Genomic DNA, 17600 nt, shown 5'->3' on the forward strand with positions numbered 1-17600 from the left:
ACTATTCCCTCCTTTACATATTTTTACTATTATTTTACATGATATTTCCTTATCTTTCTACGTCTTTAATAATTGGCTCCATACAATTTTTTCTCAAATTTATTTATAATGAGCTATTTCCTCCCATACCAATCTTTCGTTTTCATATATAGTTTGTATTCAAGCCTTTTTGTATTGAGAAAGTCTTTTTCAACTTAATAAAGCGTTTACACTAAATCTTACATTTGTTACGATTTAATCACCCCCAGCTCCCTTGTATAGACTTCGTGATGTCTGATCATTTTATCTAGACGTTTCACACGTCTAGATTCATTTTGATTTATTGGCGTATGCCTTTAAATATATCTTTTATTTTGAAAGGAGAAATGGCTATGAGGTCTCAAAAATTCACACTGCTATTACTATCCCTACTACTTTTCTTACCTCTTTTTCTCACAAATTTTATTACTCCAAATCTCGCATTAGCAGATTCACCAAAGCAAAGTCAAAAAATTGTTGGGTACTTTCCTTCGTGGGGCGTTTACGGACGTAATTATCAAGTTGCTGACATTGATGCATCAAAACTTACTCACCTTAACTATGCTTTCGCGGATATTTGTTGGAATGGAAAACATGGAAACCCTTCTACTCATCCTGATAATCCAAATAAACAAACGTGGAACTGTAAAGAATCTGGTGTACCATTGCAAAATAAAGAGGTTCCTAATGGTACTCTCGTACTCGGGGAACCATGGGCTGATGTTACCAAATCGTATCCTGGCTCAGGGACAACTTGGGAAGATTGCGATAAATATGCCCGTTGCGGAAATTTCGGGGAACTAAAACGATTAAAAGCTAAATATCCTCACTTAAAAACAATTATTTCCGTTGGTGGCTGGACTTGGTCTAACCGCTTTTCTGATATGGCCGCTGATGAAAAAACAAGAAAAGTATTTGCTGAATCTACAGTAGCTTTTCTTCGCGCATATGGGTTTGATGGCGTAGATTTAGACTGGGAATATCCGGGCGTTGAAACGATTCCTGGTGGTAGTTATCGTCCTGAAGATAAACAAAATTTCACTCTCCTTCTTCAAGACGTCCGAAATGCTTTGAATAAAGCAGGTGCTGAAGATGGCAAACAATATTTACTAACAATCGCTTCAGGTGCAAGCCAACGCTACGCTGATCATACAGAACTAAAGAAAATTTCTCAAATACTCGATTGGATTAATATTATGACATATGATTTCCACGGCGGATGGGAAGCTACTTCTAATCATAATGCAGCTCTATATAAGGATCCAAATGATCCAGCAGCAAATACGAATTTTTACGTAGATGGTGCTATAAATGTTTATACAAATGAAGGTGTTCCAGTCGATAAACTAGTATTAGGCGTACCCTTTTACGGACGTGGCTGGAAAAGTTGTGGCAAAGAAAATAACGGACAATATCAACCTTGCAAACCAGGTAGTGATGGGAAACTTGCTTCTAAAGGTACTTGGGATGATTACTCTACCGGTGACACAGGTGTCTATGATTACGGTGATTTAGCAGCCAATTACGTTAATAAAAATGGTTTTGTACGCTACTGGAATGACACAGCTAAAGTACCTTACTTATATAATGCAACTACAGGCACATTTATTAGCTACGATGACAATGAATCTATGAAATACAAAACAGACTATATAAAGACGAAAGGTTTAAGTGGAGCAATGTTTTGGGAACTAAGCGGAGATTGCCGTACAAGTCCAAAATATAGTTGCAGTGGTCCAAAATTACTTGATACGCTAGTAAAAGAATTACTTGGTGGACCTATTAATCAAAAAGATACTGAGCCACCAACGAATGTTAAAAACATTGTAGTTACGAATAAAAATTCAAACTCAGTTCAATTAAACTGGACTGCATCTACTGATAACGTAGGAGTTACGGAATATGAAATTACTGCTGGAGAAGAGAAATGGAGTACAACAACAAATAGCATTACAATTAAAAACTTAAAACCTAATACGGAATACAAATTTTCAATAATTGCCAAAGATGCTGCTGGAAATAAATCACAACCTACCGCTCTTACTGTCAAAACGGATGAAGCTAATACGACACCTCCTGATGGAAATGGTACTGCTACATTTTCAGTCACTTCGAATTGGGGCAGCGGTTATAACTTCTCGATTATAATCAAAAATAATGGAACGAACCCTATTAAAAATTGGAAATTAGAATTTGATTATAGCGGCAATTTAACACAAGTTTGGGATTCTAAAATTAGTAGTAAAACAAATAATCATTATGTAATTACGAACGCAGGATGGAATGGTGAAATTCCTCCTGGTGGATCTATTACAATTGGCGGTGCAGGAACAGGTAATTCTGCCGAACTTTTAAATGCCGTCATTAGCGAAAACTAGACGTAATATCCATTAATTACTTCACTGAAGTTTGAATTTAGGTTTGAGCAATACCTCCTAAATTCAAACTTTTAATTTTATGAAAAATCAAAAACATCTCAATAACTTGTTATAATTATATTTAGTTTCTAATATGAAGTTTATATGAAGTTCATTTGAATTTTACATGGATTTCCTTTAATTTCTATTGTCTTCCTATAATATCCATATTATCCTTTACATAAAGGAATTATTTTCATTCCATTTTGAACTATCTATATATATAAAGAAAGATAGTCACCTGTTAGGGAAAGGCTTTCGTATTATTATAAATATAACAAAAGAAAAAGCACGCTTATAAGCGCACCATAAGAGTGCTTCTTCATACAATTCTCATGTAAGAGTTCTCGAAAATCATGTTAATCACAAAGAAAAGGCATTAGCTCATAAAAGCTAATGCCTTTTCTTTATTCATATTGTTCAGCATTCCAATCTTCTATATTCCATACTTTTGTTATCCACGATTCATAGAAAGAAGGCTCATGTGAGACAATTAAAACCGTTCCTTTGTATTGTTGTAATGCTTCCTATAAAGCCATCTTAGTTTCTACATCCAAATGATTAGTCCGTTCGTCTAAAATTAAAACATCAGCTTTTTCTATTTTTTCATATAAGGAGCTAACACACTTAAAATCTCTTCTTTATCCTTTTTTAATTCGAGTGATGTTAACATATCCATCGTTCTCGGCCTAGGTAATTTCACTTGTACCTCGCCAACTATTGAAGCTGGTCTTTGAGATAAAATAAATACGCGATCTGAAAGCAAGATTGCCTCATCTAGGTCATGTGTAACCATAACGATTGTTTGCTTCTCTTGATGCCAAGAGTTTAAAAGCCAGCTATGTACTTCCATTTTTGTAAATGCATCTAATTTACCAAAAGGCTCATCAAGTAGCATAATTGGCTTTTCACATAAATATGTGCGCAGAAAACTAATTCTTTGACGCATACCACCAGACAATTCATCTGGATAATGGTCTGCATATTCATCTAGTTCGAACTGCTTTAATGCTTCCATTCCCTCTGTTAGCCTTTGTTTTTTCGGTTTCCCTTCGATTTCCAATGGAAGAACGATATTTTGCAAAGCTGATCGCCACGGTAGCAATAAATCTTGTTGTGGCATATAACTAACAACATCTTGTTCTTGTACTTGCTTATCGTTATACGTTACGTTCCCGTTTGTTGGTTTTTCAACATTTGCAATCATGTTTAATAATGTGCTTTTCCCGCAACCACTCGGTCCTACAAAGGAAACAAACTCTCCCTCTTGTATAGAGGCACTAATATTCTCTAATACATTTTTTCCGTCGAAAGATTTCACTATATTTTTTATTTGTAATCCGCTCATTTTTCACTTGGAAGGAATTCATTTGTAAAAGCATCTTTTACATCGATTTTCTTCTTAATAACTTTGTTGTCATATAAGAAATTCATGTAATTCGTCCAAATTTCTTCCTTCTGTACTCCCCATGCTTTAGCATCATCTTGATACTTCGTACTTAACCATTTTTGGCTTTCTTGAACTAAATCTTTATTCACATCTGGAACAGCTTTAATTAAAATATCAGCAGCCTCTTTCGGTTCCTTAATTGCAAAATTATAACCTTCTGTCGTTGCACTCATAAACTTTTTCACAAAGTCTTTATCTTGCTTCGTATGTTTTTCACTCGTAATAATAACAGGACTATAGAAATCAAGCGCTGGATCTAAGTCCTTCACCATAATCGTATTTAACTCTTTTCCTTGACGCTTCGCTTCAATACCATCCCAACCGTAATAAATCCATTCGAAATCTGCATCACGGCCAATTGATTTAAAGAAATCTGTTTGTCCTAAGATGATTTTTTCAACTTTATTAAAATCAGCTTGATGTTTATCCATAATCGTCTTTAATGTCGCTTCTTCTGCTGGTCCTCCCCAGCCGCCGTAACGTTTACCTTCAAAATCTTTCGGTGACGTCATATTGTCTTTCTTAAGCGATGCAAACGCTGAAGTGTTATGCTGAATAATCGCTCCTACAGATACAACAGGAATTCCTTCTACACGAGCTAACGTTACATTTTCTTGTGCGCTTATTGCGAAGTCTGCTTTTCCTGATGCTATCATTTGCTCTGCTGTTACATTGTCACCTGGTTGAATAATTTCTACATCTAATCCTTGCTTTTTGTAATAATCTTTCGTTTTCGCTACATACAAGCCAGTATGATTCGTATTTGGAAACCAATCTAATACTACTTTTACTTTTTGATCTTTACTTGCACTTTCTTCTTTCTTCGCCGGATTACATCCAGCCACACCTACCGCTACTAAGGCAGCTAACATAACTTTCAAACCTTTTTTCATTTTCTGCCGTCCTTTCTATATATCCATGGTGCTGTTATTCTTGCCATAAACTCTACGATAAAATACAGGCATAATGTCACCATAACGATGATTGCTGCAACACCAAATACTCGGGCAGTCAAAAAGGATTTTGTAGCCCTCGTAAGCATAACGCCTAATCCTTCACTTGCACCGAGCCATTCTCCGATAATTGCTCCCATTACGCTATATGTAACTGCAATTTTTAAACCTGAGAAAAAGTATGGGAGCACTGCTGGAAATTTTACTTTCTGGTAAACTTGCCATTTCGTCGCCTTCATTGTTTGTAACAGTTTCAGCATATTTTTATCTACTGTTTGAAAACCTTCTAAAATACTAAGCGCAATTGGGAAGAAACAAACGAGTATTACGACCATTACTTTCGGCAACATCCCATATCCAAACCAAATAATAAATAGCGGTGCAAGTACAACAATTGGAATTGTTTGCGAAATAACGAGCAATGGATTTATTAAAATACGAAATAACGGTATAACGTCCATAATAATTGCGATACTCGTCCCCAATAAAATTGCAAAGAATAGTCCAATTATAACTTCCTGCAGTGTTTGCATCGTATTTGGTAATAGTAAATCTTTCATCCCAATTAATTCTTGAACAATGGCAGAAGGCTTTGGTAAAATCCACGGTTCGATTTTAAATAATGAAACAGATCCTTCCCATATCGCAATGAGAAGGATAAGCCAAATAGTTGTAATAAGTTTAGATTGCTTCTGGTTTTGCATATTCATCACGGTACTTCCAAACCTTTTCATCTATCGTTACACCAGTGCTTGGACGATAATGGATTTTAATAGAAGTAATCACTTCTTCTGCTCCAGCATCGACGCAAGCTTGTTGCGCACGTTTAACGACATCAAGAAGTACATCTAATTCTCCTTCCAAAGTTGTTTCCATTGCCCCTACTTCATAACGAACTCCCGATTGTTGCACAACTTCAATTGCTTTATCGACAACAGAATATACATCTTTCGTTTTCGCTTGTGGTACTACTGAAAATGACATTGTAACTTGTTGTGACATAATAAAATCCCCCTTATAAAATTAAATTTCAAAAATAAGAAAAGGCTTTCCTACTGCGTAGGAAAGCCTTGTATGCAAGTTATTACAGAATAACATATGCTACATCACTTTAAGTAACTCCCTACGCTGGCATTATCCAGATCAGGTTGAGGGTCGATGTTTACTTACATCCTCTCAGCCAATTGGCTCCCCGGTCCTTAATTCGTTTTCATTGTAGCATGATTTATTTTATTGAACAAACAAAAGCATGCATAATCATTTCATTATTTTTGGAAAATAACCAACTTTTTCACCATGAGCTAATAACTGCTGTATAAATTCTTTATTAATTGCTGGTACTATCAATTCTTTTTTCTTAATCCATTCATTCGTTCTACGCGTACCCATTACAATTTCAGATTGCTGTGCTCCATCTCCTGCAACTTGAGAAGCAATTAACTCTGCTATTACTTCATTTCCCTTCGCTAATGCAAGTCCGGTATTTACATATTCTGAAAGTGGAACCATTTCAAGATTGTATCCACACTCTCCAATTAGCTGTATAAATTGTTCAAACTCAATTTGATGTGGATGACAAATATGTAACGTCTCTCCTACAATTTGCGCATCTTGTAAATACGATACAATTGATTTACTAGCAAAATCAATTGGTGTGAAATCAACTTTCCACTTCACATTTGGTGCTTTCCCAATTAATAGCATTGTTTTAATAAGACGATAAAATGCGTTTCCTTCAATATTTTGTTGGAACGAACCTGTTTCTGAATGACATGCTAAATTACCTGCACGATAAATATTTCCGCGCAAACCATTTTTCATTGCTTCACGAACAATGTTTTCCGCTTGTAGTTTACTATTTGAATATACATTCTCTAAGTCTACACTGTAATTAAAATCACCAGTTTTCATGTATGTATCCCATTGATCTACCGCTAATTCTAACGGGATACCAATTGTAGAAATAAAATGGAATGTAGCACCTTTCTCCGCTAATGCTAGCATACGGCTAGTTCCTTGGACATTTATATTTTCAAATTGTTTTACATCTCCAAAATGTCTTACATCTGCACCGCAATGAATTATCGTATCCATCTTAGAACTGATGAACATAAATTCTTCTTCGCTCATCCCAAGATACTCTTCTCCCAGATCACCAGCTACGGCCTGTATACGCTGTAACCATTCTTCACATATATCATTAAAGTAGCCTGTTAATGTATCTATAATTCTTTGCTGCACATCTTTGGTTGGTCTTACTAAACAATAAATAGTAGCAGATGTATCTCTCAACAATTCATATAATATGTGTGATCCTAAATAACCAGTAGCTCCTGTTAAAAAGACATTTGAAATCTGGATTTCTTCCAAAACGTTTGCATACGTGATAGTATCTGGCTCGTGAATCACTTTATATTCACGAAATACTTCTTCTTTCTCTACTTTTACTTCTCGCTCAATTCGAGCTAATCCATATATCGTTCTTTCTTTAAAGAAATCTTGAATTGTTAAATGTGAGAAATCTTCTTTTAACAATGTTAAGACTCGTAATACTTTTAATGAATGTCCACCAATTGTAAAGAAATCATCATGCACTCCAACTTTTGAAATTCCTAATACTTCCGCCCAGGCGTTCGCGATTTGTTTTTCTGCTTTATTAGAAGGTGCAACATATTCTTGTAGCCGAACCGGTTCATACTTTTCTTCTAACTGAGCTAACTTCTTAACATCAATCTTTTTATTAGGTGTAAGTGGTAATTCATTAATATAAATTAGTTTAGATGGCACCATATAATCTGGTAATTGCTCTTGTAACTGATAAACTAATTCTGGTATTTCTTTTTTATTTAAAGTTGTATAGAACGCGATTAAATATTGGCTACCTTCCTTACTCTTCTTAGCAAAAACAGCATTTTCTTTTATATTATGATTTTGAGAAATTTTACTTTGGATTTCTCCTAGTTCAATACGATGTCCTCTAATTTTTACTTGATCATCTTTCCGATGTAAAAACTCTATATTTCCATCCTCTAGCAACTTAACGATATCACCTGTTTTATATATATTAACTATAGGATTAAAAGGGTTCGGAATAAAAGCTTCAATTGTTTTATTAGGCTTATTAAAATACCCTTTTGCTAATCCCACTGAATCTATATATAATTCACCAGGTACACCAATTGGACAAAGATTCATATTCTCATCCAAAATCATAACTTGATAATTAGCACATGGTTTACCAATGGGAATACTCGCAACATCCTCATTTAACTGACTAGGTATTTTATAGGTTGTCGTCACTACAGTACATTCTGTCGGTCCGTATACATTATAAATTTCAACATTTGTACCTATTCTTTCTCTCCACAATTTAATAACCTCTACAGGCAACATTTCACCACCAATCGCAATTCTTTTTAGGGAAGCTAGCTTATATATATCTTCTTCTGCTAAATAAGTTGCTACTTGTCGAACAAAAATTGTTGCTAATGCCAAGATTGAAGTTGCTTTCACTTTATAGATTGCATTTGCAAATGCCTCTACAGACAATCGCTCTTCCTCTAATAGTACATACAAGTTTCCTCCGCAGAATAAAGAAGCAAATGACTCCCATACAGAAGCATCGAAACTAAAGGAAGGAAATTGAGCAAATACATCCTCTTCTGTCAATTCATATTGCTTTTTCATCCAAGTGTACAGATTAACAACGCCTCTATGTGCTAACATCGTTCCCTTTGGATTCCCTGTTGAACCCGATGTATAAATCATATAAGCTACATCATCACAATGAATAGACAACTTTACATCTATATCTTCATAAGTTTCACTATCATACAATGAAACTGTTTGAACCCCATCACATGTTATAGGCGTCTCTTTCATCAATATAACTTTCGCTTGGCTATCTTGAATAATGTACTGTATTCTACTTTCCGGATAATCTGGATCAATCGGAACATACGCTGCACCAGCTTTTAATATAGCTACCATACTTACTACTGTGTCTATGCTACGTTTCATAAATATTCCAACATAGTCTCCTAATTGGACGCCGTTTTTAATTAACATATGAGCTATTTGATTACTTTTTTTATTTAGCTCCTCATAAGTTAAAGTACCTTCCCTTGAAGATAAAGCTATACGATTTGGAAATTGAGTAACAGTATTATAGAACATATCGACGATACTTTTCTCAGGATATACTGCTGTCGTATCATTCACTTGACTATAAAGTGCCATCTCGGCCTCTGTAATAATATTAAAATGTTTTATATACTTATTAGTATTTTGTGATATATCAACTAAAACACCTTGTATTTGTTGTGCATAACGAGTAATCGTTGTCTCTTTCCAATTAACACTATTAAATATTATTTCTACACTTTGCATATTTTTACTAAATACAAATTGTAATGTATTCGTGTCTTGTAGCTCATAATATGTTTCACCAATAATAATAGGTGACATTTCATATAATGTATTACCGTTTTGAAACTCTTCTATTTCTTCCTCATTCATTTCTTTAATTTGCTCCAGTTGCTCTTCAATTTGTAAATTTAAACTTTCATAGGAGAGAAAATTAGAAACTTCAATAGTAATTGGAAATAAATTTCCTCTTACATGATAAAGCACGACAATATGTTTTTCTTTAGAAATATGATATAACCACGTTGCAGTCGCTCCTATTAAATCTACAATGTGAGTCAAATTTGAAAACAGTTCCGTTTTCCTTTTTATCCTAAGTTCTGTTCCGTGCACATCTTTAGGTATTTTAATACTTCCTTCTACTTTTCCTAAAAATTCTTTTATCATCTCATTATAAGAAATCACTAATTTCATATTTATGTAAATTCCTCTCTTAAATATAATAAAGGTGTGAAAATTCACACCTTTTTCATCCCTTATTAAAGGGCAGATTCGTTCAATTCATAATCAGTAGCGGAGATACCCCCCTTGATTAGAATTGAACTTTCTCCTTATTCGCTTTTAAACTCACCAATAAGCTCTTGCAATTCCTGAGAAAGCCAACTTAAAGAAGTCGCTAATTCTGCAATATCTTGTACTGATATTTCTTGCTCTTTCATGCTTTCTTCAACATTACTACTGCTGTTGGCATAAGTATTTGCAATATGTGATAATTCATTTACGACTTGAACAATATTCTGGCTATTTTGTAAAATGTCACTCGAATTACCGGAAACAGCTTTTACTTGATCTGTAACAGATTGCGCTGATTTTGAGATTTTTTCAAAGAAATCTCCACTACTTTGAACAAGCGAAATTCCAGTTTCTACTTCTTTTGAACCTTTTTGCATGGAAACTACAGCATCTTCTGTCTCAGCTTGTGTTTCACCAATTAATTTCGCTATATCTTTTGCAGACGCTTCCGTTTGTTCTGCTAATTTTCGTACTTCATCAGCAACAACTGCAAACCCTCTTCCAGCTGCTCCAGCACGTGAAGCCTCAATAGAAGCATTTAAAGCTAATAGATTTGTTTGATTTGAAATACCTGTAATTACAGTTACGATATCACTAATTTCTTTTGACCTTGTTTCTAACGAATAAATGATGGAAGATAAATCTTGTACTGCATTTTGGATTAAACTCATTTGATTAATAATTTGTCCAATCACTTCATTACCTTCAATTGAATGTTGTTCCATACCTTCAGAAGCAACCGCAACTTGTTTTGCAGCCCCAGTTATTTCTTCTACCTTATCTTCCATTCCATGTACAATTCCTAAACATTGTTGTACTGAAGTTTTTTGAGACTGTGCCCCTACTCTTAAACCTTCAATAGAACTTGCAATCTCTTGAACTGCCATGCTGTTTTCCTCTGTACTCGCCGACAATTCTTGTGAAGAAGAAGAAACTTGCTCAGCAGTTTGCCTTACTTTATCTATAATCCCTTTAAATTTTTCAATTGTGTTATTGAAATAAACATTAATAATTCCAATATCATCTGGTCTTTCTTTTAATTTAATACTTAAGTCACCTTCACCAATTTTACGTAACCCTTCTCGTAAATCTTTTAATGGAGCTAGCGAGTGACGCACGATAAAGAATTGAGTAATAGTCGCAATTGCTAATGAAATAATGATGAAGAGTAAGCCCTGTATCATAAACTTCTCTTTTGTAATAGGAACAATGGAAGCATCTAAGTCAGCCGCAATAATTGCAACAATATTGTTTTCTCCATCTGTAATTGGTTCTAATATTGTCACCCACGAACCTATTTCATCTTCATATACTTCTGTCATTTGAGCCTTTTTCGTATCAATCACTTTATCGTATGCCTTCATCCAATGAGCGGGTTGTTCATAATAATCTCCCGGCTTTATAGGAAACGCATTTGTTAACTCTGTAGTCAAACCAACGAGTTGTAATTCTCGCTTTTCATTCGGCTTTGCTCCTGTAACATACGTTTGTCCAACGCTTTTCAATTCTTTTGATACTTCATCTAATTTCTCTGTTAACTTTTCTTTTTTCACTTTTTCGGCTGTAGGATCTTTCGCCATGTCTCTAACTAATTCTACATCCAGTTTTTTCAATACTATTTCTCCTGTTTCAATAGACTGCCTTTCAAATAAAGACATCATACTATTTTGAAACATGTTAAAACTTAATGCACCCATACTTCCAACAAGTGTCAAAATAACTAATACGGTTAATAAGACGTTCTTTTGAAGGAACGATAACTTATGCCAATATTTTTTCATTAATATCCACCTTCCTTAATCAACATAAACAAAAAAACAAAATATATGAATATTTTGTTTGAAAATGTTTCTCAATATGTTCGAGAATAAAAAAAAGCCAATGTAAAAGCATTGGCCAAGACCAACCCTATCCGTCCGGTAACTGGCTAGCGTAGCCTTTCGACCTTAGCTCCTGTAGTTTTGCGTCCTCATGTTTCCATCAGTTTGCCTTTCTCGCTGAACGAGTTGAACGATATGGGAGTTCTATGAGAATTAATTTATTCTCTTTCAAAGATTACAACATATAAATCAAAATGTCTACTTATTTAGAGATATAAATACAAATTTTTAATGAATTGCTTTTTCAAAATAATTTCAAAAAGTACGTGAATGTTACTTTTTTTATGTTATATAATAAAAAATGTATAAATAACAAGGATTTCTTCGGGTATTTATTTAATTTTCATTCAAATTAAACTATTCGAATATATCTTAACTAATGAATTTCGGAGGTAGTTTATCATGTTTTGGCTACAATTTCTTACCTTGTTACTCTGTATTTTTATTGGTGCACGCCTAGGCGGAGTTGGTTTAGGAGTAATGGGTGGAGTTGGTATGGCAATACTCGTTTTTGTCTTCCACTTACAACCAACGGCGCCTCCTATCGATGTAATGCTTATGATTTTGGCAGTAATTACAGCTGCTGGTGCTTTGCAAGCCGCTGGAGGAATGGACTACCTTGTTCATCTAGCTGAAAAGGCATTACGAAAAAATCCAAAACGCATTACATTCTTTGCTCCAATTGTTACTTATTTATTTACACTTTGTGCAGGAACTGGTCACGTTGCTTATTCTGTACTTCCTGTTATCGCTGAAGTCTCTCGCGAATCCGGAATTAGACCAGAACGACCAATGTCAATTGCCGTAATTGCTTCCCAACAAGCAATTACAGCTAGTCCTATATCAGCTGCAACAGTTGCACTTTTAGCAATGTTAGCTGACTATAAAATCACCTTATTAGATATTTTAAAAGTAAGTATCCCTTCTACTTTCATCGCTTGTATGATAGCTGCATTTGTTGCTAGTAAGATGGGAAAAGAATTAAATGAAGACCCTGAATACTTAAAACGATTAAAAGAAGGATTAATTCCTAAGCTTGAAGAGAAAAAAGAATTTGTAGGTGTAAAGGGCGCAAAATTATCAGTTATCCTTTTCCTTGTAGGAACCTTCCTTGTTGTACTTCTTGGTTCATTTGAAGCACTTCGTCCAGGATGGATAGTTGATGGGAAGTTAGCCCGTCTTTCCATGCCGAACACAATTGAGATGGTTATGTTAACTATCGCGGCTCTTATTATTATTTTCTGTAAACCAAATGTAGAAAGCATTGTATCTGGTAACGTCTTTAAAGCAGGAGCAACAGCAGTTGTTGCTATTTTCGGTATCGCTTGGATGGGAGATACTTTCTTTAATGGAAACTTAAATATGATTCAAGGATCGATTCAGCATTTAGTAACAAGTGCACCTTGGCTATTTGCTATCGCACTATTCATTCTATCTATTTTACTGTACAGCCAAGCAGCAACAGTTCGTGCCTTAATGCCACTTGGACTATCTCTTGGTATTCCACCAGCGCTACTGATTGCGATGTTCCCTGCAGTAAATGGATATTTCTTCATTCCAAACTATGGAACAATCGTTGCTGCCATTAACTTTGACCGTACTGGTACAACAGGTATCGGTAAATACGTATTAAATCATAGTTTTATGATTCCGGGCCTAATTGCAACATTTACTTCTATCGGCATTGGAATGCTCTTAATTTCAATTATGTTTTAAAGAAAAAGCACAAACCTTTATTTAAAAAGGTTTGTGCTTTTTTAATCAAATATTTGTTTAAATTTTGGGCAGTCTATTTCTTCATGTAGCACTTAAAATACTACACTTCCTTCCCTACAAACTTCTCTTTACTTCTTCAACTAATTTTCTCGTACTTTCATACGCAGATTCCGCTAAACTAATTGCTGAAATAACTGAAACACCGTCCGCACCCGCCTCTATAACTGCCGCTGTATTTTCAATTGTAATCCCACCAATACCAACGATTGGCACTGTAATTCCTTGTTCTCTAAAATAAGCTAATCCTTTCGTTCCTTGAACCGCTTTCGTATCTTTTTTCGTACTCGTTGGGAAAATAGGACCAACACCTAAATAATCCGCTCCATTTTCGATTGCAAAACGTGCTTCTTCAATTGTATGAGCAGATACGCCGATAATTTTATCTCCCATTTTTTCACGAACAGATGTAATTCCTTCATCATCTTGTCCAACATGAACACCATCTGCATCTAATTCAATGGCTAATTCTACATCATCATTTACAATGAAAGGAACACTATATTCCTTACAAAGCGTCTGCAATTCTTTTGCAAAGCGCACTCTATCTTCTCCGATTAAAGAACCTTCCCCCTTCTCGCGAAACTGAAAAAGTGTCACTCCACCATCTAACGCTTCTTTCAATACAGCTAAAGGATCCCTCGTGCAGTTATTACTTCCCATAATAAAATACACTTGCAATAGCTTAGACATTTTATCTATTTCAATGCGTGCCATTTCTTTCACTCCCTCTTACTCTAACTCCACAATCTTCCCATACTTCTCAATATCACCTGAAGTTGTATTCGCTAATTGATTTAAAAATTCAATTTGGAAACTACCAGGCCCTTTTTCTACCGCCTTAGCAGCTGCCAGTTCCGAAGCTACACCATAAAACGTTAATGCGGCTACTGCTGCTTTAACATAATCTTTTTCCACTGCTACAAATGCTCCTATTACAGAAGTTAGTAAACAACCTGTTCCCGTAACTTTCGTTAAAATAGGGTGACCATTTCGAATAACAATAGTTCTCTCTCCATCTGTAACAACATCTTCTTTTCCAGTAATGACCGCAACTGTATTTAGTTCATCTGCTGCCTGCCTTGCAATACTTACAATATTGCCATTTCCAGTACCAGCGTCTACCCCTTTAATTTCCCATTTCTCATTAATAACATTTGCTATTTCAGCTGCATTTCCGCGGATAATTGCTAAATCGATTTCAGCCGGAATATGTCTCGCAACTTCTGTTCGATATGAAGTTGCTCCTGCACCAACTGGATCAAATAGTACTGGCACATTGTTCGCATTTGCTGATTTACCCGCAAGTAACATCGCTTCTACTTCTTCAGGACGAAGTGTCCCCATATTTAATACTAACGCTCCAGCAATGCTAGCCATTTCTGCTACTTCTTCTTTTGCATACGCCATTACAGGCGATGCCCCAAGTGCCAACAAACCGTTAGCAGTAAAATTTGTTACAACAACATTTGTAATATTATGAACGAGCGGATTAGATTCTCTCACCAAATCCACTACTTTACTAATTTCTTTCATATTCATCCTTTTCATCTCCTAACTATAATGATGGGAGATACACAAAAAGACACTTTGCGCGTACGCAAAGTGCCTGAACATGTGCTTTTACACTCTCCCTACGCTGGCATTATCCAACAGGTTCAAATGGTCAATGACGGACTAGTAGTCATACTCTCAGTTTGTATCCACAAACTCCCATGTGCTTATTATTCATCTACTTCAAAGTCTACTCTTATTCTAGTAAAATAACAAGTTCTTTACTTTTCTATTTAATATAGAAGCAACCTATATAACAATAAACATAATCAAGTGAAACTTTAATCAGTGAGTGTTTTGTTCATCCCACTAAAAACCGATCAAATATGGAGCGAAACTGAATCTCAAGAAGATGTATGCTATATTTAACTTATGGAAATTTGAAAGGATGTTTTTAATATGTCAAAAAGCGTTGTAATCGCTGAAAAACCTTCCGTTGCACGAGATATTGCTCGTGTACTGAAGTGTGATAAAAAAGGAAACGGCTATCTTGAGGGTAGTAAATATATTGTAACTTGGGCTTTAGGTCATCTCGTTACATTAGCAGATCCAGAAAGTTATGATGTGAAATATAAAAAGTGGAATTTAGAAGATTTACCGATGCTACCTGAGCGTTTGAAATTAACGGTTATTAAACAAACTGGTAAACAATTTAATGCTGTAAAAAGTCAGCTACTTAGAAAAGATGTAAATGAAATTATTGTAGCAACAGACGCTGGACGTGAAGGGGAATTAGTCGCACGCTGGATTATCGATAAAGTTAAGCTAAATAAACCAATCAAACGTTTATGGATTTCTTCTGTAACCGATAAAGCAATTAAAGATGGTTTTGCAAATTTAAAACCAGGTAAAGCCTATGACAATTTATACGCTTCAGCAGTTGCACGTTCAGAAGCTGACTGGTATATCGGTCTTAATGCAACTCGTGCTTTAACGACTCGCTTTAATGCCCAGTTAAATTGCGGCCGTGTACAAACCCCTACTGTTGCTATGATTGCTAGTCGTGAGGATGAAATAAAGAACTTCAAAGCTCAAACTTACTACGGCATCGAAGCTCAAACAATGGAGAAGCTCAAACTTACTTGGCAAGATGCAAATGGCAATAGCCGTAGTTTTAATAAAGAAAAAATCGATGGTATTGTAAAAAGTTTAGATAAACAAAATGCTACTGTTGTGGAAATTGATAAGAAACAGAAGAAGTCATTCTCTCCTGGTCTTTACGATTTAACTGAATTGCAACGTGATGCAAATAAAAAGTTCGGTTACTCTGCTAAAGAAACATTAAATATTATGCAAAAATTGTATGAACAGCATAAAGTACTAACGTACCCTCGTACAGATTCACGCTACATTTCATCTGATATCGTTGGAACACTTCCAGAACGTCTAAAAGCATGTGGTGTTGGAGAATACCGTCCCTTCGCACATAAAGTATTACAAAAGCCTATCAAACCTAACAAATCATTTGTTGATGATAGTAAAGTAAGCGATCATCATGCGATTATTCCAACAGAAGGATACGTTAACTTCGCAGCATTCACAGATAAAGAACGCAAAATTTATGATTTAGTTGTAAAACGTTTCTTAGCTGTTTTATTCCCAGCATTCGAATACGAACAACTAACGTTACGCACAAAGGTCGGCAATGAAACATTCATTGCACGCGGAAAAACGATTTTACATGCTGGTTGGAAGGAAGTATACGAAAATCGATTTGAAGACGATGATGTAACTGATGACGTAAAAGAGCAGATTCTACCTCACATTGAAAAGGGCGATACATTAACTGTAAAGTTACTTATGCAAACATCAGGTCAAACGAAAGCACCTGCACGCTTTAATGAAGCAACTTTACTTTCAGCAATGGAGAATCCTACAAAATATATGGATACGCAAAATAAACAACTTGCTGATACGTTAAAATCGACTGGTGGATTAGGTACTGTAGCGACACGTGCAGATATTATCGACAAACTTTTCAATTCTTTCTTAATTGAAAAACGTGGTAAAGATATTCACATTACATCAAAAGGTCGTCAATTACTTGATTTAGTACCAGAAGAATTAAAATCACCTACACTAACTGGTGAGTGGGAACAAAAACTTGAAGCAATTGCAAAAGGAAAATTAAAGAAAGAAGTATTCATTTCGGAAATGAAGAACTATACGAAAGAAATTGTTGCTGAAATTAAATCGAGTGATAAGAAATATAAACATGACAACATTTCAACGAAGTCTTGTCCAGATTGCGGTAAACCAATGCTAGAAGTAAATGGAAAAAAGGGGAAAATGCTCGTATGCCAAGACCGTGAATGTGGTCATCGTAAAAATGTATCTCGTACAACAAATGCTCGCTGTCCGCAATGTAAAAAGAAACTAGAATTACGTGGTGAGGGTGCAGGCCAAATTTTCGCATGTAAATGTGGCTATCGCGAGAAATTATCAACATTCCAAGAGCGACGTAAAAAAGAATCTGGAAACAAAGCCGATAAACGCGACGTTCAAAAATATATGAAACAACAGAAAAAAGAAGAAGAACCATTAAATAACCCATTCGCGGAAGCATTAAAAAAATTAAAATTTGATTAAACAAAAAGGTTCCTACCTCTATCGGTAG

At 35.2% G+C, this 17600-nt stretch carries 11 protein-coding genes, 1 pseudogene and 3 riboswitches; of the genes and pseudogenes, 3 read left to right on the top strand and 9 right to left on the bottom strand.

From position 1 onward, the window contains the following. Positions 1 to 371: 371 nt before the first annotated feature. A complete protein-coding gene (locus QCI79_RS10920) occupies positions 372 to 2396 on the top strand; it encodes a glycosyl hydrolase family 18 protein (protein WP_021728709.1) in 2025 nt (674 codons plus the stop codon). Between the two features lie 446 nt (positions 2397 to 2842). Here the strand turns inward: QCI79_RS10920 and QCI79_RS10925 are convergent. The 7 genes and pseudogenes from QCI79_RS10925 to QCI79_RS10955 form a co-directional block, all read right to left on the bottom strand. Next, a pseudogene (locus QCI79_RS10925) lies at positions 2843 to 3037 on the bottom strand (P-loop NTPase family protein); the annotation flags it as partial. Beyond that, a complete protein-coding gene (locus QCI79_RS10930; protein ID WP_000016078.1) occupies positions 3034 to 3783 on the bottom strand; it encodes an ABC transporter ATP-binding protein in 750 nt (249 codons plus the stop codon). The pseudogene QCI79_RS10925 and the gene QCI79_RS10930, both read right to left, overlap by 4 nt. Next, entirely contained in the window at positions 3780 to 4778 is a 999-nt protein-coding gene (locus QCI79_RS10935; RefSeq protein ID WP_000715568.1) for an ABC transporter substrate-binding protein, read from the bottom strand. The genes QCI79_RS10930 and QCI79_RS10935 overlap by 4 nt, the downstream gene beginning before the upstream one ends. Further along, positions 4775 to 5548 (bottom strand): ABC transporter permease, encoded by a 774-nt coding sequence (locus QCI79_RS10940; protein ID WP_001057166.1) that lies wholly within the window; start codon positions 5546 to 5548, stop codon positions 4775 to 4777. Before QCI79_RS10940 ends, QCI79_RS10935 begins: the two co-directional genes overlap by 4 nt. Further along, entirely contained in the window at positions 5520 to 5840 is a 321-nt protein-coding gene (locus QCI79_RS10945) for an MTH1187 family thiamine-binding protein (RefSeq protein ID WP_000082906.1), read from the bottom strand. Before QCI79_RS10945 ends, QCI79_RS10940 begins: the two co-directional genes overlap by 29 nt. Before the next feature lie 101 nt (positions 5841 to 5941). Further along, positions 5942 to 6043: riboswitch (TPP riboswitch) on the bottom strand. A gap of 52 nt (positions 6044 to 6095) precedes the next feature. Then, entirely contained in the window at positions 6096 to 9677 is a 3582-nt protein-coding gene (locus tag QCI79_RS10950) for a non-ribosomal peptide synthetase family protein (protein WP_000780002.1), read from the bottom strand. Positions 9678 to 9814: 137 nt separating this feature from the next. Then, positions 9815 to 11557: a methyl-accepting chemotaxis protein gene (locus QCI79_RS10955; RefSeq protein WP_000761081.1), complete on the bottom strand. Its 1743-nt coding sequence runs from the start codon at positions 11555 to 11557 to the stop codon at positions 9815 to 9817. Between the two features lie 134 nt (positions 11558 to 11691). Then, positions 11692 to 11776: riboswitch (cyclic di-GMP riboswitch) on the bottom strand. A 282-nt stretch (positions 11777 to 12058) separates the two neighbouring features. On the opposite strand from QCI79_RS10955, the gene QCI79_RS10960 reads away from it, so the two are divergent. Beyond that, positions 12059 to 13372 carry an anaerobic C4-dicarboxylate transporter family protein gene (locus QCI79_RS10960; RefSeq protein ID WP_000498691.1) on the top strand — a complete coding sequence of 438 codons (1314 nt, stop codon included), beginning with the start codon at positions 12059 to 12061 and terminating at the stop codon, positions 13370 to 13372. A gap of 114 nt (positions 13373 to 13486) precedes the next feature. On the opposite strand, the gene thiE is transcribed toward QCI79_RS10960, so the two are convergent. Together thiE and thiM are read right to left on the bottom strand one after the other, a co-directional pair. Continuing rightward, positions 13487 to 14146, bottom strand: coding sequence for a thiamine phosphate synthase (gene thiE, locus QCI79_RS10965; RefSeq protein WP_000090967.1), 660 nt, complete (start codon positions 14144 to 14146; stop codon positions 13487 to 13489). Positions 14147 to 14161: 15 nt separating this feature from the next. Next, entirely contained in the window at positions 14162 to 14971 is an 810-nt protein-coding gene (gene thiM, locus QCI79_RS10970) for a hydroxyethylthiazole kinase (RefSeq protein WP_001056093.1), read from the bottom strand. A 72-nt stretch (positions 14972 to 15043) separates the two neighbouring features. After that, a riboswitch (TPP riboswitch) is annotated at positions 15044 to 15156 on the bottom strand. Positions 15157 to 15382: 226 nt separating this feature from the next. On the opposite strand from thiM, the gene topB reads away from it, so the two are divergent. Continuing rightward, a complete protein-coding gene (gene topB / locus QCI79_RS10975) occupies positions 15383 to 17572 on the top strand; it encodes a DNA topoisomerase III (protein WP_000047299.1) in 2190 nt (729 codons plus the stop codon). Positions 17573 to 17600: the final 28 nt, after the last annotated feature.

Origin of the sequence: Bacillus cereus group sp. MG1 (assembly GCF_040460035.1) — a bacterium.
In the GTDB taxonomy this organism is placed as follows: domain Bacteria; phylum Bacillota; class Bacilli; order Bacillales; family Bacillaceae_G; genus Bacillus_A; species Bacillus_A cereus.